A 24,467-nucleotide genomic window follows, 5' to 3' on the forward strand; every position below is an offset into this window, starting at 1 on the left:
ATGACGCCCTCAAATAACAAGCCAGAGCAGATGTTCGAACGGGCGGAGCCGGGCGTGACGGTCATTGCCCGCTTCAACATCGAAGGGCTGAAAACGCTCTATCTCAAGGAAGTGCGGCGCTTCTGGAAAGTGCAGTTGCAGACGGTGTGGGCGCCGGCGATCACCACTTTGCTGTTTCTGGTGATCTTTGCCGTGGCGCTGGGGCGCAGCGGCAATGCCGTGCTCGGCGTGCCCTATGCCAATTTCCTGGGGCCGGGCCTGATCGTGATGGGCATGATCCAGAACAGCTTTGCCAATACGTCCTCGTCGATCCTGGTAGCCAAGATGCAGGGGTCCATCATCGATGTGCTGATGCCGCCGCTGTCGGCCGGGGAATTGCTGATCGCCTGGGTGGCCGGCGCGCTCACCCGCGCCTGGGCGGTGGGCCTGGCAGTGTGGGTGGTGATGGCGCTGGCGCCGGGGGTGGATGTGGTGGTGCGCGATCCGTTGCTGATCCTCTATTTCGGCACCATGGGCTCGGTGCTGCTGGCACTGCTGGGGGTGCTGACGGGTGTGTGGGCCGACAAATTCGATCATGCCGCCGCGGTGAGCAATTTCGTCATCCAGCCGCTGACGCTGCTGTCAGGCACATTTTACGTGGTCGATCGCGTCAGCCCGTTGATGGCGGGCATGGCGCGGGTGAACCCGTTCTTCTATGTGATCGACGGGTTTCGCGCCGGCTTCATCGGCATCAGCGACGGGCATTTGCTGCAGGGCGGGATCGGCCTGGCAATCGTCAATGCGCTGCTGTGGTTTATCTGCTATCGGGTGCTGAAATCCGGCTGGAAGTTGCGCGCCTGACGTTGGGCATGCGGCAACGACGTATTTGCGTGGCCGGTGCGGAATGGTTAACGGCACTTGCGCCTTCCTAAGCGGGGGAAAGCGGGATGAGCCGCGTATCAGTGTGGGCTGCGTAAGGGTTTGAAGTGCAAGACCATGGTTGATCATCCGAACCTTTCAAATGCCGCTTTGCGTGCAGCGTTGCGCACCGGCTCCGGACTTGCCCTGCTGCTGCTGGCCGCTTGCGGTGGCAGCAAGGAAGAAGCCGGTCGCGCCGGTGGCCGTCGTGGCGGCATGCAGACCGTGGCAGCGATGGCCGTGCCGATGGAAAACTATGCCCCGACGCTGGTGGCGCTGGGCACAGTGACGCCGCGGCAGAGCGTGGCGGTGCGGCCGCGTGCCGATGGCGAGATTGTCTCGATCGCATTCACCGAAGGTGATTTCGTCCGCGCCGGGCAGGTGCTGTTCCGCCTTGACCGCCGCCAGGCCGAAGCGGCCGTGGCGCAGGCACGCGCGCAATTGGCCAGCGCGGTCGCCACCGAGGCACAGCTTCGTGCCGATTTCGAACGTGCCCAGGCCTTGGTGGGCAAGGGCTTCATTTCCGGCACCGTGCTGGACCAGCGCCGGGCCGCGGCTGAAGGTGCGCGCGCGCAGATCGCCAGCGCCCGCGCCCAGGTGAAGTCTGCCGAAACGTCCCTGTCATTCCTGACCGTGACGGCGCCGATTTCCGGCCGCACCGGCGAACTCAGCCTGCGGCTGGGGTCCAATGTGCGCCAGGGCGATGCGGCGCTGGTAACGATCAACCAATTGTCCCCCATCCACGTGCGCTTTCTGGTACCGGCCAGCGACATTGCCGCAGCGCGCGCCGTGCTGCGCCAGGGCGGCGGGCGCGTGATCGCCAAGACGCAGGTGGGCGGTGAAGTGCTCGCCACCGGCAAACTGGTGTTCCTGGATAACAATGTCGATCCCGGCAACGGCGGCGTGACGGCGCGTGCCGAATTTGCCAATGCCGATGATGGCCTGTGGCCCGGTTCGATCGTCAATGTCGAATTTCCGCTGGCCGCGCCGACGCCGCATCTGGCCGTGCCGGAAGGCGCCGTGCAGACGGGGCGTGACGCGCCATTCGTGTGGGCGATCCGCAAGGGCGGCGGCAAGCCCGCGGGCGATGCGGCCAAGGCTGGCGTTCCCCCCGGTGCCGGGCGCAATGGGGTGACCGTGCAGATGCGCGATGTCGTGGTTGCCGGCCGGTTGGGCGGCAAGGTCTATCTGGAAAGCGGCGTGAAGGCCGGGGAGCAGGTGGTCGTGGACGCGCTGGCCAAGCTGAAGGATGGTGACACGGTGCGGGTCAAGCCGGCCGGGGACGCCCAGATGGCCGTGCGCCCCGGTGACGAAGCCCGCACGCTGCCAGCCGGGGCGGCAGGCTGATGGGTTTCGTTCGCACCTTTGTCGAACGCCCGGTCGCCACGACGCTGCTGACGCTGGCGATGATCTTCGCCGGCATTTTCGGCTATCGCCAGTTGGCGGTTTCGGCCTTGCCCGAAGTCGATCTGCCCACCATCCAGATCCAGGCCAGCCTGCCCGGTGCCAACCCCGGCACCATGGCTGCATCGGTGGCCACGCCGATCGAGCGCCAGCTTTCGACCATCTCCGGCATCGAGCAGGTGATTTCGACCAGCAACACGGGCAGCACCAACATCACCGTGCAGTTTGCGCTGGATCGCGACATCGATTCCGCCGCGCTCGATGTGCAGTCGGTGCTGTCGGCCGTTACCCGCCGGTTACCGCCCGAAATGCCGAGCCCGCCGAGCTTCACCAAGGTCAACCCGGCCGATCAGCCGGTGTTGATTCTTTCGGTGCGGGACAAGACGCGGGCGATGAACCAGTTGCAGACTTTGGTCGACACGCTGATGATTCCGCGGCTGTCCACGCTGCCCGGCGCCGGCCAGGTGCAGACCTACGGCGACCGCCGCTTTGCCATTCGCGTGCAATTCGATCCGGATGCGCTGGCGGCGCGCAATCTGACAGTGGACGAACTGCGCACGGCGATTGCCAGCGCCAACAGCAATCTGGCAGTCGGCTCCATCACCGGCGGTGATCGCAATTTCGTGCTGGAAGCGTCGGGCAATCTGGAAAAGCCGGAGGATTTCGCCCGCGTTATCATCGCCACCCGCAATGGCCTGCCGGTGCGCGTCGGCGATGTCGCCAGCGTCATCAGCAGTTATGAACGGCTGCGCGGCGGCGCCAAGTTCAATGGCGAGCCGGCGCTGACCATCGCGGTTTCGCGCCAGCCCGGCGCCAATGTCGTCAAGCTGGTCGATGAAATCCGCCGCGTGCTGCCATCGGTGCGCGATGCGATGCCGCCGTCGGTGGAGATCAGCGAACTGGTCGATCGGTCGGAATCGGTGCGCGAATCGGTGTTCGATTCGCAGGTCACGCTGGTCGGTACGGCGCTGCTTGTCATCCTGGTGATCTATCTCGTGCTCGGCGATGCCCGTGCCACCTTCATTCCGGCGGTGGTGCTGCCGGTCGCGGCGATCGGCACCTTTGCCGGCATGTATCTGTTCGGCTTCAATCTAGACAATCTGTCCTTGCTGGCGCTCACGCTTGCCACCGGATTCGTGGTCGATGACGCCATCGTCGTGCTGGAAAACATCGTGCGCCACACCGAAGAGGGCGAGGATCCACGCTCGGCAGCTGTCACCGGCGCCAACGAGATTGCCTTTACCGTGCTGTCCATCTCGGTCAGCCTGGTGGCGGTGTTCATCCCGCTGCTGTTCATGGGGGGGATCATCGGCCGGCTGTTCTTCGAATTTGCCGTGACCATGACGATTTCCATCGCCGTATCGGCCGTGCTCAGCCTGACGCTGATCCCGATGATTGCCGCGCGCCTGCTCAAGGCCGGCCATCAGGAACCCGGCCGGGTGGCGCGCATCACCACCGGTGCCTTCGACAAGCTCAGCCGTGGCTATATGCGCGGCTTTGATTGGACGATGCGTCGCCGCAAAGTGGTGGGTGTGCTGATCGTGGCGTCGCTCGGCGTGGCGGTGTGGGGCTTCACCGTGGTGCCCAAGGGCTTTTTCCCGACCGAAGACACCGGCACGATCTTCTTCGGCACCGAAACGGCGCCCGATGACGGTTACGCGGATATGCAGACCAAGCAGGACCAGGCCGCCGCCATCGTGCTGAAGGACCCGGCCGTGGCGCGAGTGAACTCCATTGTCGGCGGTGGCGAATCCAACCGTGGCCGCATGTTTGCACCGCTGAAACCGCGCGATGAACGCGATTCGGCCGAAGTCGTGCAGGCGCGGCTGCGCAAGGCGCTTTCGGGCATCCCTGGCTTCTCGGCCTTCCCCAACATGCCGCAGAACCTGAATCTGGGTGGCCGGCAGAGCCCGACCAATTATCAATACACGATCAATTCGGTGGACAAGGAAGAGCTGTATAATTTCGCGCCCAAGCTCGAAAGCGCGATGCGTGGCCTGCCCGGTCTGCTCGATGTGAACAGCGATTATCAGCGCGGCAGCCGCCAGGCGTTCGTAGAGGTCGATCGCGACGCCGCGGCGCGGCTGGGCGTGCCGGTGGAGGCTGTCCGCCGCGTGCTGCTCGCGGCCTATGGCAACCAGCAGGTCAGCCGGATCTTCACTGATGCCGATGATTATCAGGTGATCATGGAAATCAACCAGGCCAGCCAGATGAACCCCGATGCGATCGGCCGGCTGACCGTGCGCGGTTCCAACCAGGGCGGTGACGGCCAGGTTGGCGGTGGCCAGCTGGTGCCCTTGTCGGCCGTCACCCGCATCCGGGTCGAAGGGGCGCCGCTGACCGTGTCGCACCAGAGCCAGCTGCCAGCGGTGACGCTGTCGTTCAACCTTGCACCGGGCGTGGCGCTCAGCCAGGTGAAGCCGCTGATCGAAAAGGCCGCCGCCGATCTGGGGCAGCCCAGTGGCGTGACCGGAGCGCTGGGCGGCAATGCGCAGCAGTTCGAAGCCAGCACGGCGACCATGCCGATCCTGTTCCTGGCGGCGATCATCGTGATCTACATCGTGCTGGGCGTGCTGTATGAAAGCTTTGCGCACCCGATCACCATCCTGTCGGGCCTGCCGGCCGCCGGTATCGGTGCGGTGGCCTTCCTGTGGCTGTTCAACATGCCGTTGGACGTGATCGGCATCATCGGCGTCGTGCTCTTGATCGGGATCGTCAAGAAGAACGCCATCATGATGATCGATTTTGCCCTGGCCGGACAGCGCCAGCATGGCTGGACGCCGGCCTATGCCATCCGCGAAGCCGCATCCAAACGCTTCCGCCCGATCATGATGACCACCTTTGCCGCCATGGCCGGTGCGGCGCCGCTGGCGCTTGGTCTGGGTGCCGGTGCCGAACTGCGCCAGCCGCTGGGCATCGCGGTGATGGGCGGGCTGATGGTCAGCCAGGTGCTCACGCTGTTCATCACCCCGGTGGTGTATCTCGGCATCGAAGGCCTGATGGCCCGCTTCCGCGCCCGCGGCGGTGCCGCCGAAATCGCCGAACTGCCGGGCAGCAAGGCCTTCCAGACTGAAGCGGCTGAGTAAGCCGTTCCGCGATCAGCGGAACGGCGAAGTGAAGCGGCGGTCTGCCACGAAGTCTGGATCGTTGAAGGTGACCATGAACGCCACCAGCGCGGCCTTGTCGGCGGTGGACAGGTTCAGCCGTTGTGGGGTGCCGCCACGTCCGCCCAGCCGGTTGTCCAGCGCCGGGCCGGCCTGGATACCGCTGTTGTAGAATTCGACCACCTCCTCCAGCGTGGCAAAGCGACCATCGTGCATGTAGGCGCGCGACAGGCCGGCGTTCTTCAGGCTGGGCGATTTGAACACGCGGGTTTCGCCGGCATCGAGGCCATTGCTCTGCGAATTGGCGGTCAAGGCAAAGGTTGGCGGCACATGGCAGGCCGAACAGCCGGCGCCCCCGGCGTTGCCACCGGTCATGAACAATTGCCGGCCGCGATTTTCCTGATCGCTGAAGCCGGGCAGCGTGACGTTCAGGTTGCGGTTGGGTGCAGTGGCGTTGAACACCTGGGCATAGGCGGTGTCCCAGCGGCTGTTGCTGCTGATCATCGCGCGCTCGAACTGTGCCAGCGCCTGGCCGATGCGGGCCTCACTCACCACCGCCGAGCCAAAGGCAAAGGCGAACAATTCCTGATAATAGGGCAGGGCCTGCAACCGCGCGACCAGGGCGGTGATGCCGCCGGCGGACGCATCCCAGCCCATTTCCACCGGGTTGATGATCGGCTGGATGGCCTGTGCCTCCACCGATGCGGCGCGGCGATCCCAGAACATGGTGCCTGGCCGCCAGTAACGGATATTGCCCAGCCGCATCGCGTGGGCGGTGGTGAACTGCACGCCGGAAAAGCCGGTGGAAAACCGGTTCGGATCGTCAAAGCCGTTTTCCTGGCGGTGGCACGAAGCGCAGGCCAGGGTGGTGTTCACGCTCAGCTGCCGATCATAGAACAGCACGCGGCCCAGCGTGGCGATGCGGTTGTTGATGGCATTGTCGGCAGGCGTGTTATCCAGCGCGGCCACCGTGGCATCATAATGGGCGGGCAGGACGGGCGCCGCATATTCGGGCAGATTGGCAAAATCGATGGTCAGCAGCGCGCTGGCGTTGGGCAGGGCGGTCGGTGTTGGGGTGGGTGTGGGTGTCGGTGTGGGGGTCGGCGTTGGCGTCGGCGCCACTGCCACCGGCGTGGTGGCGGCATTGTTGGTGGCGGTGGTGTCACCGCTGCTGCACCCGGCAAGCGCGATGGCCATGGCCAGAACCGACGTTACACTTCGGTAACCCATTTTACATTCTCCCTAGGGGTCCCTACGCATGCGCCGCCGGCTTTCCCCCGTCGCTTGCCAAACATGGCAGGCAGACACAGCGCGATCTTGCGATAGGATCAGCACAAAGGAGACCCATGGCCATGTCTTTTGCAGCCGAGAATCTGTCCCGCTGGCATGCCCATGTGAAGAACCCCGATCATCAGGCGTTGTGGGATATGCTGCACCCCGATGCGGTGTTCGAAAGCCCGGTGGTGCACACGCCGCAGCGCGGCCGGGACATCGTGTTCAAATATCTCGCCAGTGCTGATAAGGTGCTGGGCGGGCCGGGCTTCACCTACACCGGCGAATGGCTGAACGCGAATGGTGCGATCCTGGAATTCGAAAATGTGATCAATGGCATCAAGGTGAACGGCATCGATATGATCACTTGGGATGATCAGGGCCGCATCGTGCATTTCAAGGTGATGGTGCGGCCGTTGAAGGCGATCCAGATGGTCCACCAGATGATGGGCGAGATGCTGCAGACCATGGCGGTGAAACCGGCCTGATACCTCAACCGCGACGTCGTGTCGGCGGGGCAGGCGGGGGCGGCATCTGCTAGGGACGCTACCATGCGCTGCCCGCCATTCCTCGCCCTGATTCCGCTTGCCGCCTGCACGGGCGAACGGGCGCCCGAACAGGTTGCCGCCCAACGCGCCGAGGCGTTGGTACAGGGCACGGGCCGGCCCCAGGCGCTGCTGCTGGGGCCGGTGATGGGGCTTGATGCGCGCAGCCAGGCCGGGGTGTGCGGGCTGATCGAAACCCCGAATGGCCCGGTGCGGGTGGTGATCGATCTGGCCGCCGCGACCGTGCGGGTGGGTGTGCCCGCCAGCCAAGGCGGCCACCGCGGTGATCTGGGCGAAAGCCGCTTCTGCAGCGAGGCAGCGCGGGCGCGCTGGGATCAGGTCAAACGGGTTGATCCGGTCGGGCTGATGGCGCGGGTGACCAGTTAAGCGCCGTAATTCGGCGCGCGCTTCTCCAGAAAGGCGGCCAAGCCTTCCTTGAAATCGTCGCTGGCGGCGCACATCAGCTGGTTGCGGTTTTCGAGCGCGATGGCGGCTTCCAGGCTGGGGGCATCGATGGCGAAGTTCAGGCCTTCCTTGGTCATGCGCAGGCCAATGGGCGAGGTGGCGAGCAGTTCGGCGACCAGCGCTTCGCCGGCGGCTTCCAGATCGGCATCGGGCACGACTTGGCTGACCAGGCCGGTGGCCAGCGCGCGCGGCGCCGCGATGAAGCGGCCGGTCATCATCAATTCGGCCGCCAGCGACGCGCCGACCAGTCGCGGCAGGAAGTAGCTGGTGCCCATGTCGCAGCTGGAAAGCCCGAGCTTGATGAAGGCGGCATTCATCCGCGCGGACTCAGCCGCGATGCGGATGTCACTGGCCAGCGTGAAGGCAAAGCCGCCACCGCAGGCCGCGCCATGGATCAGGCTGATGATCGGCTGCGGGCAACGCCGCATCTTCACATAGACGTCGGCCAGCCAGCCCTGAAAGCCGAAGCCGCCCGCGAACGGCGCTTGGCCTGTGCCGCCCTGCGCCTTGATATCGAGCCCGGCGCAAAACGCCCGCCCGGCGCCGCGCATCACCACGATGCGCGTGTTCCGTGCATGGGGCAGGCGGCCGAAATAGTCGGACAGGTCGGCGACCATCTGGTTGTTGATGCTGTTCAGCGCGTCCGGCCGGTTGAGCGTGAGCCAATCGACCGGGCCGCGTTGTTCGATGTGGATGGTTTCATAGGTCATGGACGTCACCTGTTCGATTGCCCATCATCGATCTTGATCACCGTGCCGGTCACCGCCTCACCGGCCGGGGCGACCAGATAGAGCAGGGTCGAATCCATCATCGCCGGATCGCCCAGGCGCTTGCGGCGGAAATGCTGGGTGATGTCGCCCATGCGGGCCAGCATGCCGTCCATCATCTCGCTGGCAAAGGCGCCCGGCGCGATGGCGTTGACGTTGATCGGAAAGCGCGCCCATTCGACGGCGAGCACTTCGGTCATCCGCACCACCGCCGCCTTGGTCATGCTGTACAGCGCCGCGCCCTGGCCGCCATATTCGAATGCCGCCATCGATGCGATGTTGACTATGCGCAAAGGGGCACCATCGGCGATGCGGCGCGCGGCCAGGCTGGTGGCAAGCAGCCACGGCGCGTGCACATTCACCGCCATCACCTGGTTGAACAGTTCGGGCGGCAATTTGTGGGCGCGGGCCGCATCGGGAATGCCGGCATTGTTGATCAGGATCGAAACCGGCCCCATCGCCGCTTCCACCCGCTCGGCCAGCGCGAGGCACTGCGCCTGATCGGCGACATCGACAGCAAAGGCCTGGGCGGTGCCGCCCGCCGCGGTGATTTCCGCGACCAAGGCCTCCAATTTGTCCACGCGGCGCGCGCACAGCGCCACCTGCGCGCCCGATGCGCTGAGCACGCGGCCAAAGCGCGCGCCCAGGCCGGATGAGGCGCCGGTGATGATGGCGATCTGGCCGGTCAGATCATGGCCGGCATTGGGCAGGGGATAGGTCATGGCCGCCAGTGTGGCGCGGCCGCCGCCTGCCCGATATTGCCAGAAGTGACGGGCTGGCCTCAGGCCGCCGCGCTCTCCACGCGTGCTTCCCGTTCGGCCTTCAGCGCTTCGGCAATCAGGAACGCCATTTCCAGGCTCTGGCTGGCATTCAGGCGCGGATCGCACTGGGTTTGATAGCGGGCGCCCAGGCCTTCATCGGAAATGGCGATGGCGCCGCCGGTGCATTCGGTGACATCCTGGCCAGTCATTTCCAGATGGATGCCGCCGGCGTGGGTGCCTTCGGCGCGGTGGATGGCGAAAAAGCCCTTCACCTCTGAAAGGATGCGGTCGAAGGGCCGGGTTTTCAGCCCGCCAGCGGCCTTGATCGTGTTGCCGTGCATCGGATCACAGCTCCACAGCACATGCCGGCCTTCGCGCTTCACGGCGCGAAGCAGGCGCGGCAGATGCTGATCGATCTTGTCGTGGCCAAAGCGCGCGATCAGGGTCAGCCGGCCTGGGGTGTTGCCGGGGTTCAGCGTGTCGATCAGGCGGATCAGATCGTCCGGCTCCAGGCTGGGCCCGCATTTCAGGCCGAGCGGATTGCCGACGCCGCGCAGGAATTCGACATGGGCGCTGCCGGCAAAGCGCGTGCGATCGCCGATCCACAGCATGTGCGCCGACGTGTCGTACCAATCATTGGTCAGACTGTCCTGCCGGGTCATCGCCTCTTCATAGCCTAGCAACAGCGCCTCGTGGCTGGTGAAGAAGCTGGTGCCCTGCAATTGCGGCACGGTTTCAGGCGACAGGCCGATGGCGGCCATGAAATCCAGCGCTTCGCCGATGCGATCGGCCAATTGCGCATATTGATCAGCCCATGGGCTGCGGGCCGCGAAATCCAGGTTCCATTTGTGGACCTGGTGCAGATTGGCATAGCCGCCGCTGGCAAAGGCGCGCAGCAGATTCAGCGTGGCAGCCGATTGCATGTAGCCGCGGATCATGCGCTGCGGATTGGGCACCCGAGCTTCGGGCGTGAAGTCATTGTCGTTGACATTGTCGCCGCGATAGCTGGGCAGCGACACGCCATCGATTTCCTCGAAATCCCCGGAGCGTGGCTTGGCAAACTGGCCCGCCATGCGGCCGACCTTCACGATCGGCATCTTGCTGGCGAAGGTCATCACCACCGCCATCTGCAGCAGCACGCGGAAGGTGTCGCGAATGGTGTTGGGGTGGAATTCGGCAAAGCTTTCGGCGCAATCGCCGCCCTGCAACAGGAAGGCGTTGCCGGCGGCGGCATCAGCCAGCTTGGCCGTAAGGTCCCGCGCTTCGCCGGCAAACACCAGCGGCGGATAGGACCGCAGCTCGGTCTCCACCGCGTGCAGCGCCGCGGCATCGGGGTAGATGGGCAACTGCCGGGCTTCGGCGGCGCGCCAGCTGGCGGGGGTCCAGGACTTGGTCATGATGGCGTTCCCATGGCGCAGGGCCGCGGATTTGGCAAGAAACGCCATCATGCCGGATCAAGGCGCCGTGTCAGTTTGGCGGCGGGGTTGGCTGGCGCGGCGGCCGGGCTTCCAGCAGCGGCCGTTCGTTGCCGGCGGTTGCCAGCCGCCAGCGCTTGCGCGGATTGTCGATGATGATGCTGAACCCGCTCAGCGCATCGGAACCCATGTTGGCCATCGGAATATCGGCAAACAGCGTCTTGCCCAGGCGCACATCAGCGCCCGCCACCCGGGCATCGCGGCCAAGATCGGCCAATTGAATGGGAATCTCGCGATCGACGGTGCGGATGGCGCCGATCTTCATCATCGCCACGCCCGGCGCGACGCGGTCGGCGAAAGCTGTGGGCAAGGTGATGGCGCCCGGATTGCCGCTGTCGATATGCAGCGGGATCGTGACGGCGCCGATCTCGATATTGCCTTCCAACAGGCCCTCGCGGCTCAGCTTCTGCCAGCGCGCCGCATCGGCGGGGGCAGCACGGCTGAGGATGAAACGCCCGTTCGGATAATCGAGCGTGATGACATGGCCCGGAAACTGGCCGGGGCCGATGATCGGCGGGGCATCGGCACCGACAAAGCTGGCATCCTCCATCACCACGGCGTCAGTTGCTGCCGCTGCCACGCCGCCAAGGGTCAGGGTGTTCAGCCGCACCACCTTGGCCTTGGTCGGCGGCGCATTGCCATAGGGGCTTGCCAGCGTGGTTTCGCCCACCACCGGCGCATGCAGCCGATTTGCCGAGGCCCGCTGGATGACCATGCCGGGGGAACCGGTGTCAAATTCCACCAATTCTGGTGGGCCGCCGTTGATGCTGGCCAGCAGGCGCGGACGGCCGGTGCTCAGGTCCATCGGCAGGCTGATGGTGGTTTCGGCCGCTGCGACGGGCGTTTGGGCAGCAACATTTGCGGCGAGGGAGAGGACGAGCATCGGCAGCAGACTGTGGCGCATAATGGATTCCCTTATTACGATTCGTAATATCTTGACGCATGGCCCCATTGCCGTCAAGGCATTGGTGATGATGCGGTTGACCGATCTTGAAGGCGGCGCTTTGGCCGAAATCGCCAAGCGCGGGCCCACCACCAGCTATGTGGTGGCGCAGGCCTTTGCCAATTCGCCGTCGGAATATTGGTCAGGCTCGGCCGGCGCGGTCTATCCGATGATCAAGCGATTGGCAGCGCGCGGCTTGCTGGAAACTCAAGCGGCGCAGGATGGCCGCCGCCAGCGGGTGGATTACCGGATCACCCCGGCCGGGCGCGCCGCGCTGGAGGCGTGGCTGCTCGATGCCGATCGCGCCGCCGGCATGGGCTTCGATCCGCTGCGCACCCGGCTGGTGCATCTCGATCTGGTGGCGCCGGAACGGCGGACGCAGTTTCTTAATGATGTGCGGGCACGCGCCGCCGAATTCGCCGAGCGGCCGGCCTTTGCCAATGTGCCGCTGTCTCAGCGTGTGCACCGCACCTGGCTGGCGGCGCGGGCGCAGTGGCTGGCGATGCTGGATTTCGTCGGCGACTGAGCTCAGCGCATCAGCACCAGTTCCTCGCTCATCGTCGGGTGCAGCGCCATCGTGTCGTCGAATTGCGCCTTGGTCAGGCCCGCCTTCACCGCGATGGCGACCGCTTGCAGGATTTCCGGTGCATCGGGGCCGATCATGTGGGCGCCGACCACCTTGTCGGTGCTGGCATCCACGATCAGCTTGTAGAGCGCACGCTCGTTGCGGCCGGCCAGCACGTTGCGCATCGGGCGGAAATCGGATGTGAACACCCGCACCTGGCCAAAGGCGTCGCGGGCCTGAGCCTCCGTCAGGCCGACGCTGCCCAGCGGCGGGTTGGAAAACACTGCCGAGGGAATCGCGGTGTAATCGACGCGCCAGGGCTTGTTGCCGAACTGGCTGTCGGCAAAGCTGTGGCCTTCGCGGATGGCGACGGGGGTCAATTGCACCCGGTCGGTCACGTCGCCGACGGCGAAGATGCTGGGCACGTTGGTGCGATTTTCGGTGTCCACGGCAATGGCGCCTTTGCTGTCGAGCATCACACCCACGGCATCGAGGCCCAGGCCTTCGATGTTGGGCACCCGGCCCAGCGCCCACATCAGCACATCGGTATCCAGCGTCTTGCCATCGGTGAAGTGGATGCGCAGGCTGCCATCCTCCAGTTTCTCAACGCGATCCAGCCGGCAGTTGAGCTTGAAGTTCAGGCCCTTGGCGATGCTGATCTGCAGCAGCCGGTCGGCCAGCGCCGGTTCCCAGCCGCGCAGGATGGTCTCGCTGCGGTTGATCAGCGTCACGTCGCTGCCGAATTCATGGAACACGCCGGCAAATTCGGTGGCGATATAGCCGGCGCCGGCAATGACCATGCGGCGCGGCAGTTCCGGCAGATGGAACACCTCGTTCGATGTGATGCCATGTTCGGCGCCGGGCAATTCGGGGATATAGGGCCGCGCGCCGCTGGCGATCAGGATGGTTTTCGCGCTGTGACGGGTGCCGTCCACTTCCACCGTGTGGGCATCGATGATCCGGGCATGGCCGTGAAAGGTGGTGACCTGATTGTTGTCCAGCGTCGTCTGATACAGGCCGTTCAAACGATCAACTTCGGCCAGCACATTGTCACGCAAGGTCGCCCAATCAAAGCTGCGGGCGGTGATGTTCCAGCCGAAGCGGCGGGCATCATCCAGATCCTCAGCAAAATGCGATCCATAGACCAGCAATTTCTTGGGCACGCAGCCGCGGATCACGCAGGTGCCGCCGACGCGAAATTCCTCGGCCACCGCCACGCGCGCGCCATGACCCGCGGCGATGCGGCTGGCGCGCACCCCGCCCGAACCGGCGCCGATAACGAACAGATCGAAATCAAAATCGCTCATGTGGATCTCCTGAGCGTTCGTTACGGCAGAGACGTGCGCTGCACCAATTAATTTGGCTGGTCAGGCTGAATGATCGCGCCGATCACGCGGTTAGCCAATACCAGAGGACGCTCAGTTGCATTCCAGGTGTTCAGGTTGATCACCGCCAGGGCCAGCAGCGCCAGACCGGTGTGCTGCATCGACATGGTCATCGCGGATCCAGCATCGAAACCGGCTCGCCATCGATGAACAATTGCGCGGTCGGCACCTGGCGCACCTCCACCTTGCCGGCGCGGATGGCGGCACGGATTTCGGCGCGGCGCGCGTCGGACAACTCTCCCGGCGGTTCCGGTTCCGCATGGTCCCAGCCGGTCGCGGTTTGGCGATAGCGGACCGCAGGCGTTCGGTAGCGATCGGCCGCCAGGAAGAGGGTGGCGCTTGTGGCGTCCGCGGGCCAATACAGCACGCAGATGGCATCCGGTGATTGGCAACCGATCTGCTTGGCAATCAGGGCCAGCAGGGCCGACGGCACCGGGCGCGCCACCGGGATCACCACAAGATTTGCAGCCAGTTCGCGTTCCGCTTGCTTGTCACGTTGCTGCGCGGCCAGATCATGGCGATTGGTCGAGCGCAGCGCCTGTGCAGCAAGGCGGGCGGTTTCCTTGTCTTTGGCAGCGGCAAGGCGACGCAGCGCTGCCACGCCGTTCGGCCCGAAATCATGCCGCAGTGCGGCCCAATCGAAGTCAGCGGGCTTCACGTCGCTGCTGGTCAACCGTGCCAACTGGCTGCGCGTGGAAAGCGCGCCGAAATCCGCCAGCGGCGTTGCCAGCACCATCGCCATCGCGCACAGGGCGAACGCCAGCACCAGATTGCCTTGCCGCACCCGCGCCATCCACACAGCCGGCCGAGCCAACACCCACAGCGGCGCCGCGCCATAGGCCAGGGCCATGCCGACGATGGTGGCAGCCCACAGCCGATCCGGCGTCAGGCCATATTGGTTGATGCGCGCCGCGGTGGAGACGGCGGCGATCACCGCCAACGGCAACATGCAGCCCAGCAGCACGGCGGCGGCCAGCCGCAGCGGGCGGCGCTGACTTTCGTCGGCGGGCACATCGGCGATGATGGCATTGGCCAGCACCAGCGCGCCGGCGATGCAGACCAGCAGGATCGGCGTGGTGGACTTGGTCGCCTCCCACAGCGGCGCCAGCCCGGTGACCGGCAGCGCAGCCAGAAACAGCGCCAGGCCCAGCGCCAGCACCGGGGCCAGCGCCGACAGGATGAAGCGCAGCACGCGTTGCAGGGTGGACAGGATGCTTGCCTGATCGCGCGCCAGCCCCAACCCGCCGCCCAGCGCGGCCCCCAACAGGGCGGCCGAGAAGTGCGCGTTCTGCAACAGGCGTTCAAGCGCATCGATGCCGATCAGCTTGAACAAGCCCGCCAGCAGCCAGGCCAACAGCCAGCTGACCAAGGTGAAGGCGAGGGCAGCCCCGATGGTGACCAGCCCGGTCCAGGCGCAATCATGGGCCTGTTCATAGGGGACGCGCGGGCCGTCGGGCGGCGCATCACGCCAGCTTTGAAACAAGGGCGTCGCCACCGCGACCGCGATCATCGCGCAGGGCAGCCGCCACAGATCAGGGCCGAAATCCCCGATTCCGCTGGAAAACCAGGTGCCGCCGGCGACCACCGTGGCCGCCAGGGCAGCAAAGGCCAGTGCCAACCATGGCCTGGTGCGTTCCCACACCAGCGCGAAGATCAGCCCCAGCGTCACCAGCCCGGTGACCGCCGCCTGCGCGGCCAGCGTGGGCCGGGCATTGCCGGGCAACAGGGCGTCAACGATCAGGCCGATGGCCGCCCCCAGCAGGGCGAGCAGGGCAGCGCGCGAGGGCCAGGGGGCGGTGATCATCGCCGGCAATCTGGACGCGCCGCCACGCGGTGGCAAGCCGGGTCAGTCGTTCAGCGCGCCAGTGCTTCGGGGCGGGCGTGGCGCGCGATCAGCACATAGGCGATGCCGGTGCTGATGAAGTTCACGCCGAACAAGATGCCGAGCACGCTGAGCGAGATGGCCGGCCAGCCCGCCGCGATCAGCACGGCCAGCAAGATGCTGGCAAGGCCGGACAGCAGCATGCCGACCCAGCGGCGGTTCGGTCGCATGCCGAATGCCAGCACGATTTCCGTCGTCCCCTGAAACACGAACAGCGCGCCCGCCATCAATGTCAGCGACAGGGCACCGACGGCCGGATTGAACAGCAGGAAGACGCCGCCGCTCACCGACAGCAGGCCGAGCAGCAAAGTGCCGAAGAACGGCCCGGCGCCGCGGATCGAAAATGAGCCGATCAGCAACATCAGGCCGAACAGCAGCAGCATCCAGCCGACAAATTGCACGGCCGCTAGCGTGGCAAAGGTGGGGAAGATGATGGCGGCGATGCCCAGGGCCAGCATCGCCAGGCCCACCCACATCAACAGGCCGGGCGAACCGGCGAGGCGGACACCGGGTAATGTGGCTGGGGCCGTCAGAGGGATATCGGGTGCGCTGCTCATGGCATTTCCTTTGGAACATCGTGGCCAACCCCCCGGCCGTTTGGCCGGCCGAGGGAAAGCGCCGATCAGTTGACGCGGATGTCGTTGGTGACCGACATCACGCCGGGCGCGGCCCAGGCGGTGGTGCCGGCCAGCGAACGCTCGCTCCAATCGTCAACATTGCCGGTCAGCGTGACCTTGCCGTCATTGGCCGTCACCACGACATGTTCCGGGTTGAACCATGAACGGTCCAGCGCCTTGTCGATATCGGATTTGATGTTGCTGGCATTGGCCTGCGGCTTGATGCTGATCTGGTTGGACACGCCGGTCACGCCCCACAAGGTGCGCACGGCTTCGGCCGCGACTTCCTGCTGGAAATGCCAATGCACCTCGCCGGTCAGTGTGATCCAGCCTTTGTTGACCGTGACCTTCACGGCATCCTTGGGCACCGACGATGTCCAGGCGAGGCGGTTCACCGCAGCTTCGGCGATCTCGGCATCGCCATGCTTCATGCTGAACGGCAGCTTGACTTCGATCTCTTCAGCGACGGCCTTGACGTCCTTCACCCGCAGTGTCGCGGTTTCGGCGGCGTGCTTTTCTGTGTAGGATTCAACCGATCCGGTCAGGGTGACGACGCCGTGCTTGGTGGTCACGCCGATATGGGCGGCGTTGACGCTCGGCTCCCACTTGAGTTCATCGAGGACGGATTGCTTGAGCTGCTGGTCGGTGGACATGGCTGTCTCCTGCGGCTGGCAACAGCGGGTCTCCCGGCAAATTTGGGGGGATCGGGCTCGCCAGACGCAACCGTGATAGCATCAGGGGCGACAGGGCCGTCAGAACCGGAAACTACCCCAAGAAAGGGCATGGCACGCCAGGTCAGACGGCGGCGAGGGACCAGCAGATCAGCGCGCCATCTTCATCATCTACCCGGGTGCCGGTACGGGTGAAGCCACAGTGTTGCAGCACACGTTGTGAAGGCCGATTATCCACTGCGGTTTCGGCAGCAATCCGGCTGACCCGCGGGTCATGGCGGGCCCAATCGACGACCGCCTGCACGCCGGCGCTGGCGTGACCCAGGCGCCGGCGGCTGGCGGCGATGCCATAGCCGATGTGGATCGTGCCGGCTTCCGGCAGGGCCACCAGCGAGCAAAGGCCGACGATTTCGGCATCATCGACGATCAACCAGGCGGCGGGCGCGAACTGTGGGCGGATCGTGGCGGCGAGATCGCGCAACATGGCCAGCACGTCTGCGGCTTCGATGCCGCCATCAGCCACGGCGAGGCCGGGCAGCGGCGTGGCGGCGATCAGCGCGGCGAAATGCGAATCATCGGCGGGGATGATGCGCACAGTCATCCCGGTTCAGCCGCGCCGGCAATTCAGCGCGCCATAACGCGCCACCGCCTGGCGCGCGGCGATCATGGCGCAGCCGATGTTGACGCCATCGGCGGTGCAGTTGACGATGCGGCGGCCATAGCTGTCCACGTCCAGCGTTTCGCAGCGCACGGCGCGGCCGCGGGTGAGGCGGCGCAGATAATCACGCGACGCAAAGGGATCGCCGCGCACGCAGCGCCGGCCGGGTTTGCAAGCACCGGGCATTTCCGGCGCATCGATGCCATACAGGCGCATCGATCCGGGCACGTTCCTGCAGCGGATATTGTCGCCATCATGGTGAGACGGCGCCGCGCAGATGAAAGCGGCCGCGCTGGCCAGGGCGAGGAGCGGCAGGGGCATGCCGGCATTTGTACCGGAAATGTTCTGGTTGGCAAGAGGTGGCGCAGCGGCCAGCTTGCAACCCCTCACCCTCCCACGCCTTCGGCGCGGGCCCCTCCCTCTCCCGCAAGGGGAGAGGGGCGTTAGTCGCGGAACGGGTCTTTCACCAGGATGATGTCGTCGCGCTCGGGCGAGGTGCTGACCAGCGCCACCGGGCATTCGGTCAATTCCTCGATGCGGCGGATATATTTGATGGCCTGGGCGGGCAATTGCGCCCAGCTGCGTGCGCCGGCGGTGGATTCGCTCCAGCCTTCGAAGCGTTCATAGATCGGCTCGACCCGGGCCTGATCGGACGGGTGCGCTGGCAGGTGATCGAGCACGGCGTCATCCAGCCGATAACCGGTGCAGATCAGCACCTCGTCAAAGCCGTCGAGCACATCGAGCTTGGTGAGCGCCATGCCGGTGATGCCGCCCACCGCCATCGCCTGGCGCACCAGCACGGCATCGAACCAGCCGCAGCGGCGTTTGCGGCCGGTGACCGTGCCGAATTCATGGCCACGCTGCCCAAGTTTCTCGCCGGCGTCATTGTCCTGCTCCGTGGGGAAGGGGCCGGAACCGACGCGGGTGGTGTAGGCCTTGACGATGCCGAGCACATAGCCGGTGGCATCCGGCCCCATGCCGCTGCCCGCCGCCGCCTGGCCGGAGACGACGTTGGATGAGGTCACGAACGGCCAGGTGCCATGATCGACATCGAGCAGCACGCCTTGCGCGCCTTCGAACAAGATGCGATCGCGCCGCCAGCGTGCATCGCGCAGGCGCTTCCAGGTCGGCTGGATGAACGGCAGCACGCTTGGCGCGACCTCGGCCAGTTGCGCGCGCAGTTCATCGGCATCGACCGGTGCAACGCCGAACCCGGCGCGCAGAGCATTGTGATGGGCGAGCAGGCGCTCAAGCTGTGGCGCCAGCTCATCGAGATGCGCCAGATCGATGACGCGCAGCGCGCGGCGGCCGACCTTGTCTTCATAGGCCGGGCCGATGCCGCGCCGCGTGGTGCCGATCTTGCCGGCGCCCATGGCATCTTCGCGCAGCGCATCGAGATCGCGGTGCAGCGGCAGGATCAGCGGGCAGGTTTCTGACACCGCCAGATTGTCCGGCGTGATCGAAACGCCCATGCCACTGATGCGCGCCACTTCGTCACGGAAATGCCAGGGATCGAACACCACGCCATTGCCGATGATGGAAAGCGTGCCGCGCACGATGCCCGATGGCAGCAAAGAGAGTTTATACACCTGGTTGCCGACCACCAACGTGTGGCCGGCATTGTGGCCACCCTGGAACCGCACCACGACATCGGCACGCGCCGACAGCCAATCGACAATCTTGCCTTTGCCTTCATCGCCCCATTGGGCGCCGATCACGGTGACGTTGGGCATTACAGTCTTTCAGATGATACGCGGGCGGCGATTAGGCCCTGAAGGCCCAAGCGTCAACGCCAGCCCCCTCACCTGACGTAGCTGGCGCCGTTGATGTCGAGCGTCGCCCCGGTCAGGCTGGCCGGCGCGTCGGTGGCCAGCCAGCGGATGGTTTCGGCCACTTCCGCCGCGTCGGCCACCCGGCCCAGCGGAATATCGGCCAGCAATTTGTCGCCGCCGCGGCTGGCCAGATACTCCTCGGCCATGCCGGTCATGGTGAAGCCCGGCGTGATGGCGAAGGCCAATATGCCTTGCGCGGCATAGCCCCGCGCAATCGTCTTGGTCATGGCCAGCATGCCGCCCTTTGCCGCTGCATAATGCCAATGTTTCGGCGAATCGCCGCGGTGGCCGGCGCGGCTGGCGACGTTGATGATGCGGCCGCCCCCCTGTTGCTGGAAGTGCAACACCGCGTGGCGGCACAGATCGGCGGCGGATTGCAGGTTGATGGCGAGGCTGCGTCCCCAGGCGTTCGCAAACGCATCCGCATCATCAGGTTCCGCCGCTTCAAACACGCCGGCATTGTTGACCAGCACATCGATGCGCCCACCGGCTTGCGCCAGGGCCGTTTCCCAAAGCGCAGCGGCGGCATGTGCCTGCGCGAAATCGGCGGCGATCAGCCCGTCGCCGCCTGCGGTCGATTGGCCGATCACCTGATGGCCGGCTGCAATGAGGGCGCTGCGGGCGGCGGCGCCGATGCCGCGGGATGCGCCGGTGAGAAGGATGGTCGCCATGGCTGCGCCTATGGGGCGGTGCTGGCGGCTTTGTCCAGCCGGCGCATGATGGCGGTGATCGCAGACGTTCGGCGTTGCTGCCAATCGCCGGCGATCAGCAGTGCATCCAGCCCACGCACGGCCAGCTCATCCTCGATCGCAGATTGAAAGGCCAGCCGATCCTGGCCGACGAATTGCCGCGTGCCATCGTCAACCCAGGGCGTGTCCGGTGCGAACAGCAGGTGCAGATCGGCGCGCGCCGGGATGGCGGAGATTTCCGGATCGCGGCGCCCATGCAGCATGCGGAACCAGGCAGCGGTGATGACCACATCCGTGTCTTCGATCAGCAGCGGCGGGCGGGTCTCGCGCAAATCATTCAGTCGGGCGGCGTGTTCGCGGGCGATATGGCGCAGCGCTTCTGGCGTGAAATCGCTGCCGATCGTCTCGGCATATTCGCGGCCATATTCGGGCATCACCACGCCGCCCAATTGCGGTGCCAGTTGCGCCGCCAGCGTGGATTTGCCGGTCGATTCCACCCCCAGAAAGGCGACGTGTAGCATCAGATCGACGACGCGCGCTGCCATTCGCGCCAACTGTAAAGGGCGATGGCAAGGAACAGCCCATACAGCCCGGCTGTCACCCACAGCGCCTGGCCGGCATAGAGCGCCACCGAACCGATGTTGATGCCCACCCATAGCGGCCAGCATTCGACGATGCGCAAATTGGTCAGCGCCTGGGCGACCAGCGACCATGCGGCGACGCTGCCATCGGCAATGGGGGCGGCCGCATCGGTCTGGCGCAACAACAGCGCCAAGGCCACCGACAGCACGGCCCCGAGGCCGATCACTAATGGCCAGCGCCCGGCGGGCAGGCGACGCACGGGCACCGCATCATCGCCGACCGCATCGCCGCTGGCCCGGCGCCACGCCCACAGGCCGTGGATTTGCGCCGCGAAGAAGAAGAGCTGCAACCCTGCCACGGCGTACAGGCGGGCCTGAAAGAAGATCACGGCAAAAATCGCCACCATCACCATGCCGCACGGATAATTCCACGCCGACCGCCGCGCAAGCAGCAGCAGATTGGCCAGCCCGAAGGCCGAGGCGAGCAATTCCCACGGGTTCATGGCGTGTGATCAAGCATGGCCGGCCAGCGGACACAACAGGCGTACACGCTTGCAGTGAACGCCCGGCAAGTGGCAGAGGATGTGTTTCGCAACCGGAAGCACCCGCCGCCATGGCCGAATGGGACATTATCAGTGATCGCCTGCTGATCCGCCCGATGCAGGTGGAGGAGGCGTCCGACTGGCACCGCATCCGGTCCAGCGCGCCCTTCGATCCGCTGACCCGCAGCGTGGAGGAAAGCATTGCGCTGATTGGCGCCATGCAGCGCCGTGTGGCTCCCGATTCCGATGGCTGGCAGCAATTCTCTGTTCTGGGCAGGGAAGGCGGCATGTTGGGAGACTTGGGCATACGTTTTTCACCGCCGTGGAACGCCACGTGTGAGATTGGTTTTGCCGTAGATCCGCGCGAACGCGGCAAGGGCATCTGCTCCGAAGCGGTCGAGGCCATGTTGAAGCGGCTGTTTCACCGCGGCCGGCGGCGGGTGGTTGCAGTCACCGATATGCGCAATCGCCCGGCGCAGCGCGTGCTGGAACGCAACTGGTTCCGGCTGGAAGGGCGGTTCGTCGAAAGCTGGCGCGACGGCGATTTCTGGCATGACGAATTGTCCTATGCGCGGCTGGTCAGCGATTGATGGCGGTTCCCGATAACGACACGATTACGGCGCTGATCGAAGCGCCGGTGACGCGGGTGGAGGCGCTGTCGGGCGGTGCGTCATCGGCCACCTATGCCGTCGATGCGGTGCGCGCGGATGGCACGGCTTGGCCCTTGATCCTGCAATGTGCCGCCACCGGCAGCGTGCCCGAAGGCGGTCTGTCGCGCGCCGATCAGGCCAGGCTGCAACAACGGGCATTTGCCGCCGGGCTGCCGGTCGCCGAGGTGGTGCGGGTGCTGGAGCCGGGTGATGGCTTGGGCGAAGGCTTCATCATGGCGCGGCTGCCGGGTGAGGCACTGGCATCGAAATGGCTGAAATTGCCGGATTATGCGCCCGCGCGTGCCATGCTGACCCGGCAATGTGCCGAGGTGCTGGCGCGGTTGCACCAGATGCCGCTGAGCGCCGCCGCCGGGCTGGCGCTGCCGACCGCCAGCACCGCCGAGGCGCTGGTGCGGATGTTTGCCAATTATCAGCGTTTCGGCGTGGATTCGCCGGTGTTCGATCTGGCCTTCGCCTGGTTGCGGGAGCGCGTGAGCGACCGGCCGGCGACCAATATTGTCCATGGCGATTTCCGCTCCGGCAATTTCCTTGTCGCGCCCGACGGTCTGGTGGCGGTGCTGGATTGGGAACTGGCGCATCTGGGCGACGGGCATGAAGATCTGGGCTGGCTGTGCTGCAACAGCTGGCGGTTCGGCGTATGGCAAAATCCGGTCGGTGGTTTCGGCCAGCGCGAGGAACTTTATGCCGCCTATGAAGCGGCGGTTGGCGGCGCGGTGGACCGGGATCGCGCCGCGCTGTGGGAGGTGTGGGGCACGCTGAAATGGGGCATGGCCTGCTTGCAGCTTGGCGATGATCATGTGTCGGGCCGGCTGAAATCGGTGGAGCGCGCGGCGATCGGCCGGCGGGTGTCAGAGGTTGAGCTTGATCTGATGCACTTGCTGAAATTCGGAGGCATCTGATGGCCGAGCAGATCGAGGCACAGACCCTGATCGAAGCGGTGGCCGGGTTCCTGGCCGAGCTGGAAGGCGAATTGTCGGGCCGTCGCGCCTTTCATGCCAAGGTGGCGCAAAATGCGCTGGCCATCGTGGCGCGCGAACTGGCGCAGGCCCCGCAGGCGAAGGAGCATGCGCTGCTGGCCGGCGTGATGGGCGTGGATGCCGATCTCGATGGCTTGCGGGCCGGCCTGTGCGCGGATTTGCGCAGCGGTGCGAAGACAGCCGATACGCCGGGGCTGGTCGATGCGCTGCTCGGCGTGGCGCTGGCCAAGTGCGCGGTGGACAATCCGCGTTATGCAACGTTCAGGCGGCTTGGCGCCTGAACCAACAAATGCGCTCAAGCGTCTTGCCGCGCCAACCACGGCCTGAGCAGCGCCAGATACCAGCCGGGATTGTCGAGCATGATGCTGTGCGCGGCATCAGGTGCCGTCGCCATCATCGCGCCCGCGGCGCCGGCAAAGCGGGTGATGGTTTCCGGGCGGGCTTCATCATGCTGGCCAGCCACGAACAGCGTGCGGCGGCCATCGAGTTTCGGCAGCAATGGCCGGCCATCGTAGGTTTTCAGCGTGCCGGTGCAGGTGAATTCAGCGCGGCCCCACATGTGATTGTACAGATTGGCGGCAAACGGCACCGGCAGCGCGTCGCGATAGGCGGCAAAGGCCGGCGGCGGGATGACCCTACGCACGTGGCGCGCATAAAAGGCATCGGTGGCGGCATCGCAGGCTTTCTGCATCGCCGCATCTGGCGTGTCACAGCGGTCGAGCAACGCGCGCACGTCGGCGGGCATGCCGGCCTTCAACAGCGCGGCGTCCTGCAGCCACAGATCGGTTGAGACCAGCGGCGATTGCAGCACCAGGCTCGCCAAGGCCGCGGGGCGTGTCGCGCCATATTCCAGCGCCAGCGTGCCGCCCCAACTGCCGCCGAGCACATGCCAGCGCGCGATGCCGAAATGGGCGCGGATCGCCTCGATCTCCGCCAGAAAGCGCGGCACCGTCCAGTTGGCCGGATCGCCCGGCGTATCGGAGCGGCCACAATCGAGCTGATCATAGAGGATCACGGCGCGGTCGTCGGCGAGCGCCGTGGCATTCAGCCAGCCCCAGTGCGAACTGCCTGGACCACCGTGGATGAACAGGATCGGCGGCTTGCCATTCAGCGCGCCGTTGATGCGCACATAGATGCGAGCCGACCCTCCTTTGGCTGATACGGGCACCATGGCGTCGCGGTCGGGCACCAGGCGGACGCCGGGCGCAGTTGCCCCCTGCGGCATCGCCCCCTGCGGCATCGGTTGCGCCGCGGCCGGCAGGGGCAGCAGGCTGGCCAGGCCCGCGGCCATCACATCACGCCGGGCCATCACTGGCCTGCATCCGTCTTGCGGCGATAACCTTCGGGGCCCAGGTGCATATCGATATCCGGGTAATGGCATTGATCGATGGCGACGTGATCGGTGCCGACCGCCAGGAAGCGGCACGGCGCGTCCGATCGGTTCTGCAGGTGATGGCCGTTGGCGACCCCGGCCGGAAAACAGGCGACATCGCCGGGGCGCAAGATGGTTTCGCCATCGTTCTCGACCAGCACGGCTTCGCCCGCCAGCATCACCACCAATTCGTCTTCATGGCTGTGCCAGTGGCGCTGGCTGGACCAGGCTCCCGGCGCCAGCGTTACCAGATTGGCACCGAACTGGCTGATCCCGCCGGCCGCGCCCACCGCCTGCCACGCCCGCCCAGCCATCACCGCGCCGTGGGGCGGCAGGTAATTGGAACCGGTGCGAACGGGCAGGGTGGTGGCGTCGATCTTCGGCATCGAATG

The 24,467-nt window shown here is 65.7% G+C and carries 27 protein-coding genes; 9 read left to right on the forward strand and 18 right to left on the reverse strand.

Annotation, left to right across the window (positions count from 1 at the left end):
- The 3 genes from AC6UUM_RS09200 to AC6UUM_RS09210 all read left to right on the forward strand — a co-directional run bounded on the left by AC6UUM_RS09200 (position 1) and on the right by AC6UUM_RS09210 (position 5,387).
- Positions 1 to 840, forward strand: a complete 840-nt coding sequence (locus tag AC6UUM_RS09200) for an ABC transporter permease (protein ID WP_500801983.1) — start codon at positions 1 to 3, stop codon at positions 838 to 840.
- A 135-nt stretch (positions 841 to 975) separates the two neighbouring features.
- On the forward strand, positions 976 to 2,244 hold the full coding sequence (locus tag AC6UUM_RS09205; protein WP_500801984.1) for an efflux RND transporter periplasmic adaptor subunit: 1,269 nt from the start codon (positions 976 to 978) through the stop codon (positions 2,242 to 2,244).
- On the forward strand, positions 2,244 to 5,387 hold the full coding sequence (locus tag AC6UUM_RS09210) for an efflux RND transporter permease subunit (RefSeq protein WP_500801985.1): 3,144 nt from the start codon (positions 2,244 to 2,246) through the stop codon (positions 5,385 to 5,387). The genes AC6UUM_RS09205 and AC6UUM_RS09210 overlap by 1 nt, the downstream gene beginning before the upstream one ends.
- A 12-nt stretch (positions 5,388 to 5,399) precedes the next feature.
- Here the strand turns inward: AC6UUM_RS09210 and AC6UUM_RS09215 are convergent, their stop codons facing one another.
- On the reverse strand, positions 5,400 to 6,635 hold the full coding sequence (locus AC6UUM_RS09215; protein WP_500801986.1) for a cytochrome-c peroxidase: 1,236 nt from the start codon (positions 6,633 to 6,635) through the stop codon (positions 5,400 to 5,402).
- Between the two features lie 122 nt (positions 6,636 to 6,757).
- Here AC6UUM_RS09215 and AC6UUM_RS09220 point away from each other — a divergent pair, with 122 nt between their 5' ends.
- Positions 6,758 to 7,165, forward strand: coding sequence for a nuclear transport factor 2 family protein (locus AC6UUM_RS09220; protein WP_500801987.1), 408 nt, complete (start codon positions 6,758 to 6,760; stop codon positions 7,163 to 7,165).
- 63 nt (positions 7,166 to 7,228) lie between these two features.
- The gene (locus tag AC6UUM_RS09225) at positions 7,229 to 7,609 is read left to right on the forward strand and encodes a hypothetical protein (protein ID WP_500801988.1); all 381 of its coding nucleotides are present in this window, start codon (positions 7,229 to 7,231) and stop codon (positions 7,607 to 7,609) included.
- On the opposite strand, the gene AC6UUM_RS09230 is transcribed toward AC6UUM_RS09225, so the two are convergent.
- The 4 genes from AC6UUM_RS09230 to AC6UUM_RS09245 all read right to left on the reverse strand — a co-directional run bounded on the left by AC6UUM_RS09230 (position 7,606) and on the right by AC6UUM_RS09245 (position 11,594).
- Positions 7,606 to 8,397, reverse strand: coding sequence for an enoyl-CoA hydratase/isomerase family protein (locus tag AC6UUM_RS09230; RefSeq protein ID WP_500801989.1), 792 nt, complete (start codon positions 8,395 to 8,397; stop codon positions 7,606 to 7,608). The two genes, AC6UUM_RS09225 and AC6UUM_RS09230, sit on opposite strands and share 4 nt — an antisense overlap.
- 5 nt (positions 8,398 to 8,402) lie before the next feature.
- Positions 8,403 to 9,176, reverse strand: coding sequence for an SDR family NAD(P)-dependent oxidoreductase (locus AC6UUM_RS09235; RefSeq protein WP_500801990.1), 774 nt, complete (start codon positions 9,174 to 9,176; stop codon positions 8,403 to 8,405).
- Between the two features lie 59 nt (positions 9,177 to 9,235).
- A complete protein-coding gene (locus tag AC6UUM_RS09240; protein WP_500801991.1) occupies positions 9,236 to 10,612 on the reverse strand; it encodes a class II 3-deoxy-7-phosphoheptulonate synthase in 1,377 nt (458 codons plus the stop codon).
- A gap of 70 nt (positions 10,613 to 10,682) precedes the next feature.
- Positions 10,683 to 11,594: an aspartyl protease family protein gene (locus tag AC6UUM_RS09245; RefSeq protein ID WP_500801992.1), complete on the reverse strand. Its 912-nt coding sequence runs from the start codon at positions 11,592 to 11,594 to the stop codon at positions 10,683 to 10,685.
- Positions 11,595 to 11,661: 67 nt separating this feature from the next.
- Here AC6UUM_RS09245 and AC6UUM_RS09250 point away from each other — a divergent pair, with 67 nt between their 5' ends.
- Positions 11,662 to 12,159, forward strand: a complete 498-nt coding sequence (locus AC6UUM_RS09250; RefSeq protein ID WP_500801993.1) for a PadR family transcriptional regulator — start codon at positions 11,662 to 11,664, stop codon at positions 12,157 to 12,159.
- 2 nt (positions 12,160 to 12,161) lie between these two features.
- On the opposite strand, the gene gorA is transcribed toward AC6UUM_RS09250, so the two are convergent.
- The 11 genes from gorA to pnuC all read right to left on the reverse strand — a co-directional run bounded on the left by gorA (position 12,162) and on the right by pnuC (position 21,016).
- The gene (gene gorA, locus AC6UUM_RS09255; RefSeq protein ID WP_500801994.1) at positions 12,162 to 13,505 is read right to left on the reverse strand and encodes a glutathione-disulfide reductase; all 1,344 of its coding nucleotides are present in this window, start codon (positions 13,503 to 13,505) and stop codon (positions 12,162 to 12,164) included.
- Positions 13,506 to 13,552: 47 nt separating this feature from the next.
- On the reverse strand, positions 13,553 to 13,696 hold the full coding sequence (locus AC6UUM_RS09260; protein ID WP_500801995.1) for a hypothetical protein: 144 nt from the start codon (positions 13,694 to 13,696) through the stop codon (positions 13,553 to 13,555).
- Entirely contained in the window at positions 13,693 to 15,387 is a 1,695-nt protein-coding gene (locus AC6UUM_RS09265) for a DUF4153 domain-containing protein (protein WP_500801996.1), read from the reverse strand. The genes AC6UUM_RS09260 and AC6UUM_RS09265 overlap by 4 nt, the downstream gene beginning before the upstream one ends.
- Positions 15,388 to 15,437: 50 nt before the next feature.
- Positions 15,438 to 16,022, reverse strand: a complete 585-nt coding sequence (locus AC6UUM_RS09270; protein ID WP_500801997.1) for an HdeD family acid-resistance protein — start codon at positions 16,020 to 16,022, stop codon at positions 15,438 to 15,440.
- Positions 16,023 to 16,087: 65 nt separating this feature from the next.
- Positions 16,088 to 16,735: a BON domain-containing protein gene (locus tag AC6UUM_RS09275; RefSeq protein WP_500801998.1), complete on the reverse strand. Its 648-nt coding sequence runs from the start codon at positions 16,733 to 16,735 to the stop codon at positions 16,088 to 16,090.
- Positions 16,736 to 16,877: 142 nt separating this feature from the next.
- Positions 16,878 to 17,354, reverse strand: a complete 477-nt coding sequence (locus AC6UUM_RS09280) for a GNAT family N-acetyltransferase (RefSeq protein ID WP_500801999.1) — start codon at positions 17,352 to 17,354, stop codon at positions 16,878 to 16,880.
- Between the two features lie 6 nt (positions 17,355 to 17,360).
- The gene (locus tag AC6UUM_RS09285) at positions 17,361 to 17,732 is read right to left on the reverse strand and encodes a thermonuclease family protein (protein WP_500802000.1); all 372 of its coding nucleotides are present in this window, start codon (positions 17,730 to 17,732) and stop codon (positions 17,361 to 17,363) included.
- A gap of 122 nt (positions 17,733 to 17,854) precedes the next feature.
- Complete coding sequence (locus AC6UUM_RS09290; RefSeq protein ID WP_500802001.1) at positions 17,855 to 19,144, reverse strand: adenylosuccinate synthase; 1,290 nt, start codon at positions 19,142 to 19,144, stop codon at positions 17,855 to 17,857.
- A gap of 68 nt (positions 19,145 to 19,212) precedes the next feature.
- Entirely contained in the window at positions 19,213 to 19,914 is a 702-nt protein-coding gene (locus tag AC6UUM_RS09295; RefSeq protein ID WP_500802002.1) for an SDR family NAD(P)-dependent oxidoreductase, read from the reverse strand.
- An 8-nt stretch (positions 19,915 to 19,922) separates the two neighbouring features.
- The gene (locus AC6UUM_RS09300; protein ID WP_500802003.1) at positions 19,923 to 20,477 is read right to left on the reverse strand and encodes an AAA family ATPase; all 555 of its coding nucleotides are present in this window, start codon (positions 20,475 to 20,477) and stop codon (positions 19,923 to 19,925) included.
- The gene (gene pnuC / locus AC6UUM_RS09305; RefSeq protein WP_500802004.1) at positions 20,453 to 21,016 is read right to left on the reverse strand and encodes a nicotinamide riboside transporter PnuC; all 564 of its coding nucleotides are present in this window, start codon (positions 21,014 to 21,016) and stop codon (positions 20,453 to 20,455) included. Before pnuC ends, AC6UUM_RS09300 begins: the two co-directional genes overlap by 25 nt.
- 110 nt (positions 21,017 to 21,126) lie before the next feature.
- Here pnuC and AC6UUM_RS09310 point away from each other — a divergent pair, with 110 nt between their 5' ends.
- From AC6UUM_RS09310 to AC6UUM_RS09320, 3 genes are read left to right on the forward strand one after another with little or no spacing between them, the layout of a single operon-like run.
- Positions 21,127 to 21,645, forward strand: coding sequence for a GNAT family N-acetyltransferase (locus AC6UUM_RS09310; RefSeq protein WP_500802005.1), 519 nt, complete (start codon positions 21,127 to 21,129; stop codon positions 21,643 to 21,645).
- The gene (locus tag AC6UUM_RS09315) at positions 21,645 to 22,625 is read left to right on the forward strand and encodes a phosphotransferase family protein (protein ID WP_500802006.1); all 981 of its coding nucleotides are present in this window, start codon (positions 21,645 to 21,647) and stop codon (positions 22,623 to 22,625) included. Before AC6UUM_RS09310 ends, AC6UUM_RS09315 begins: the two co-directional genes overlap by 1 nt.
- A complete protein-coding gene (locus AC6UUM_RS09320) occupies positions 22,625 to 22,984 on the forward strand; it encodes a DUF6285 domain-containing protein (protein ID WP_500802007.1) in 360 nt (119 codons plus the stop codon). Before AC6UUM_RS09315 ends, AC6UUM_RS09320 begins: the two co-directional genes overlap by 1 nt.
- 14 nt (positions 22,985 to 22,998) lie before the next feature.
- Here AC6UUM_RS09320 and AC6UUM_RS09325 read toward each other — a convergent pair whose 3' ends face one another.
- A complete protein-coding gene (locus AC6UUM_RS09325) occupies positions 22,999 to 24,012 on the reverse strand; it encodes a proline iminopeptidase-family hydrolase (protein WP_500802008.1) in 1,014 nt (337 codons plus the stop codon).
- Complete coding sequence (locus tag AC6UUM_RS09330) at positions 24,012 to 24,461, reverse strand: cupin domain-containing protein (RefSeq protein ID WP_500802009.1); 450 nt, start codon at positions 24,459 to 24,461, stop codon at positions 24,012 to 24,014. Before AC6UUM_RS09330 ends, AC6UUM_RS09325 begins: the two co-directional genes overlap by 1 nt.
- Positions 24,462 to 24,467 lie beyond the last annotated feature (6 nt).

This window comes from Sandarakinorhabdus sp. (assembly GCF_987265915.1).

Excerpts from the sequence above, each read along its gene's own strand:
- AC6UUM_RS09210 (WP_500801985.1), top strand. The coding sequence starts at position 2,244 with ATGGGTTTCGTTCGCACCTTTGTCGAACGCCCGGTCGCCACGACGCTG.
- AC6UUM_RS09285 (WP_500802000.1), bottom strand. The coding sequence starts at position 17,732 with ATGCCCCTGCCGCTCCTCGCCCTGGCCAGCGCGGCCGCTTTCATCTGC.
- AC6UUM_RS09275 (WP_500801998.1), bottom strand. The coding sequence starts at position 16,735 with ATGTCCACCGACCAGCAGCTCAAGCAATCCGTCCTCGATGAACTCAAG.
- AC6UUM_RS09310 (WP_500802005.1), top strand. The coding sequence starts at position 21,127 with ATGGCCGAATGGGACATTATCAGTGATCGCCTGCTGATCCGCCCGATG.
- gorA (WP_500801994.1), bottom strand. The coding sequence starts at position 13,505 with ATGAGCGATTTTGATTTCGATCTGTTCGTTATCGGCGCCGGTTCGGGC.
- AC6UUM_RS09200 (WP_500801983.1), top strand. The coding sequence starts at position 1 with ATGACGCCCTCAAATAACAAGCCAGAGCAGATGTTCGAACGGGCGGAG.
- AC6UUM_RS09250 (WP_500801993.1), top strand. The coding sequence starts at position 11,662 with ATGATGCGGTTGACCGATCTTGAAGGCGGCGCTTTGGCCGAAATCGCC.
- AC6UUM_RS09205 (WP_500801984.1), top strand. The coding sequence starts at position 976 with ATGGTTGATCATCCGAACCTTTCAAATGCCGCTTTGCGTGCAGCGTTG.
- AC6UUM_RS09220 (WP_500801987.1), top strand. The coding sequence starts at position 6,758 with ATGTCTTTTGCAGCCGAGAATCTGTCCCGCTGGCATGCCCATGTGAAG.
- AC6UUM_RS09280 (WP_500801999.1), bottom strand. The coding sequence starts at position 17,354 with ATGACTGTGCGCATCATCCCCGCCGATGATTCGCATTTCGCCGCGCTG.
- AC6UUM_RS09315 (WP_500802006.1), top strand. The coding sequence starts at position 21,645 with ATGGCGGTTCCCGATAACGACACGATTACGGCGCTGATCGAAGCGCCG.
- AC6UUM_RS09260 (WP_500801995.1), bottom strand. The coding sequence starts at position 13,696 with ATGACCATGTCGATGCAGCACACCGGTCTGGCGCTGCTGGCCCTGGCG.
- AC6UUM_RS09330 (WP_500802009.1), bottom strand. The coding sequence starts at position 24,461 with ATGCCGAAGATCGACGCCACCACCCTGCCCGTTCGCACCGGTTCCAAT.
- AC6UUM_RS09215 (WP_500801986.1), bottom strand. The coding sequence starts at position 6,635 with ATGGGTTACCGAAGTGTAACGTCGGTTCTGGCCATGGCCATCGCGCTT.
- AC6UUM_RS09295 (WP_500802002.1), bottom strand. The coding sequence starts at position 19,914 with ATGGCGACCATCCTTCTCACCGGCGCATCCCGCGGCATCGGCGCCGCC.
- pnuC (WP_500802004.1), bottom strand. The coding sequence starts at position 21,016 with ATGAACCCGTGGGAATTGCTCGCCTCGGCCTTCGGGCTGGCCAATCTG.
- AC6UUM_RS09235 (WP_500801990.1), bottom strand. The coding sequence starts at position 9,176 with ATGACCTATCCCCTGCCCAATGCCGGCCATGATCTGACCGGCCAGATC.
- AC6UUM_RS09230 (WP_500801989.1), bottom strand. The coding sequence starts at position 8,397 with ATGACCTATGAAACCATCCACATCGAACAACGCGGCCCGGTCGATTGG.
- AC6UUM_RS09320 (WP_500802007.1), top strand. The coding sequence starts at position 22,625 with ATGGCCGAGCAGATCGAGGCACAGACCCTGATCGAAGCGGTGGCCGGG.
- AC6UUM_RS09270 (WP_500801997.1), bottom strand. The coding sequence starts at position 16,022 with ATGAGCAGCGCACCCGATATCCCTCTGACGGCCCCAGCCACATTACCC.
- AC6UUM_RS09290 (WP_500802001.1), bottom strand. The coding sequence starts at position 19,144 with ATGCCCAACGTCACCGTGATCGGCGCCCAATGGGGCGATGAAGGCAAA.
- AC6UUM_RS09225 (WP_500801988.1), top strand. The coding sequence starts at position 7,229 with ATGCGCTGCCCGCCATTCCTCGCCCTGATTCCGCTTGCCGCCTGCACG.
- AC6UUM_RS09265 (WP_500801996.1), bottom strand. The coding sequence starts at position 15,387 with ATGATCACCGCCCCCTGGCCCTCGCGCGCTGCCCTGCTCGCCCTGCTG.
- AC6UUM_RS09240 (WP_500801991.1), bottom strand. The coding sequence starts at position 10,612 with ATGACCAAGTCCTGGACCCCCGCCAGCTGGCGCGCCGCCGAAGCCCGG.
- AC6UUM_RS09245 (WP_500801992.1), bottom strand. The coding sequence starts at position 11,594 with ATGCGCCACAGTCTGCTGCCGATGCTCGTCCTCTCCCTCGCCGCAAAT.
- AC6UUM_RS09325 (WP_500802008.1), bottom strand. The coding sequence starts at position 24,012 with ATGGCCCGGCGTGATGTGATGGCCGCGGGCCTGGCCAGCCTGCTGCCC.
- AC6UUM_RS09300 (WP_500802003.1), bottom strand. The coding sequence starts at position 20,477 with ATGGCAGCGCGCGTCGTCGATCTGATGCTACACGTCGCCTTTCTGGGG.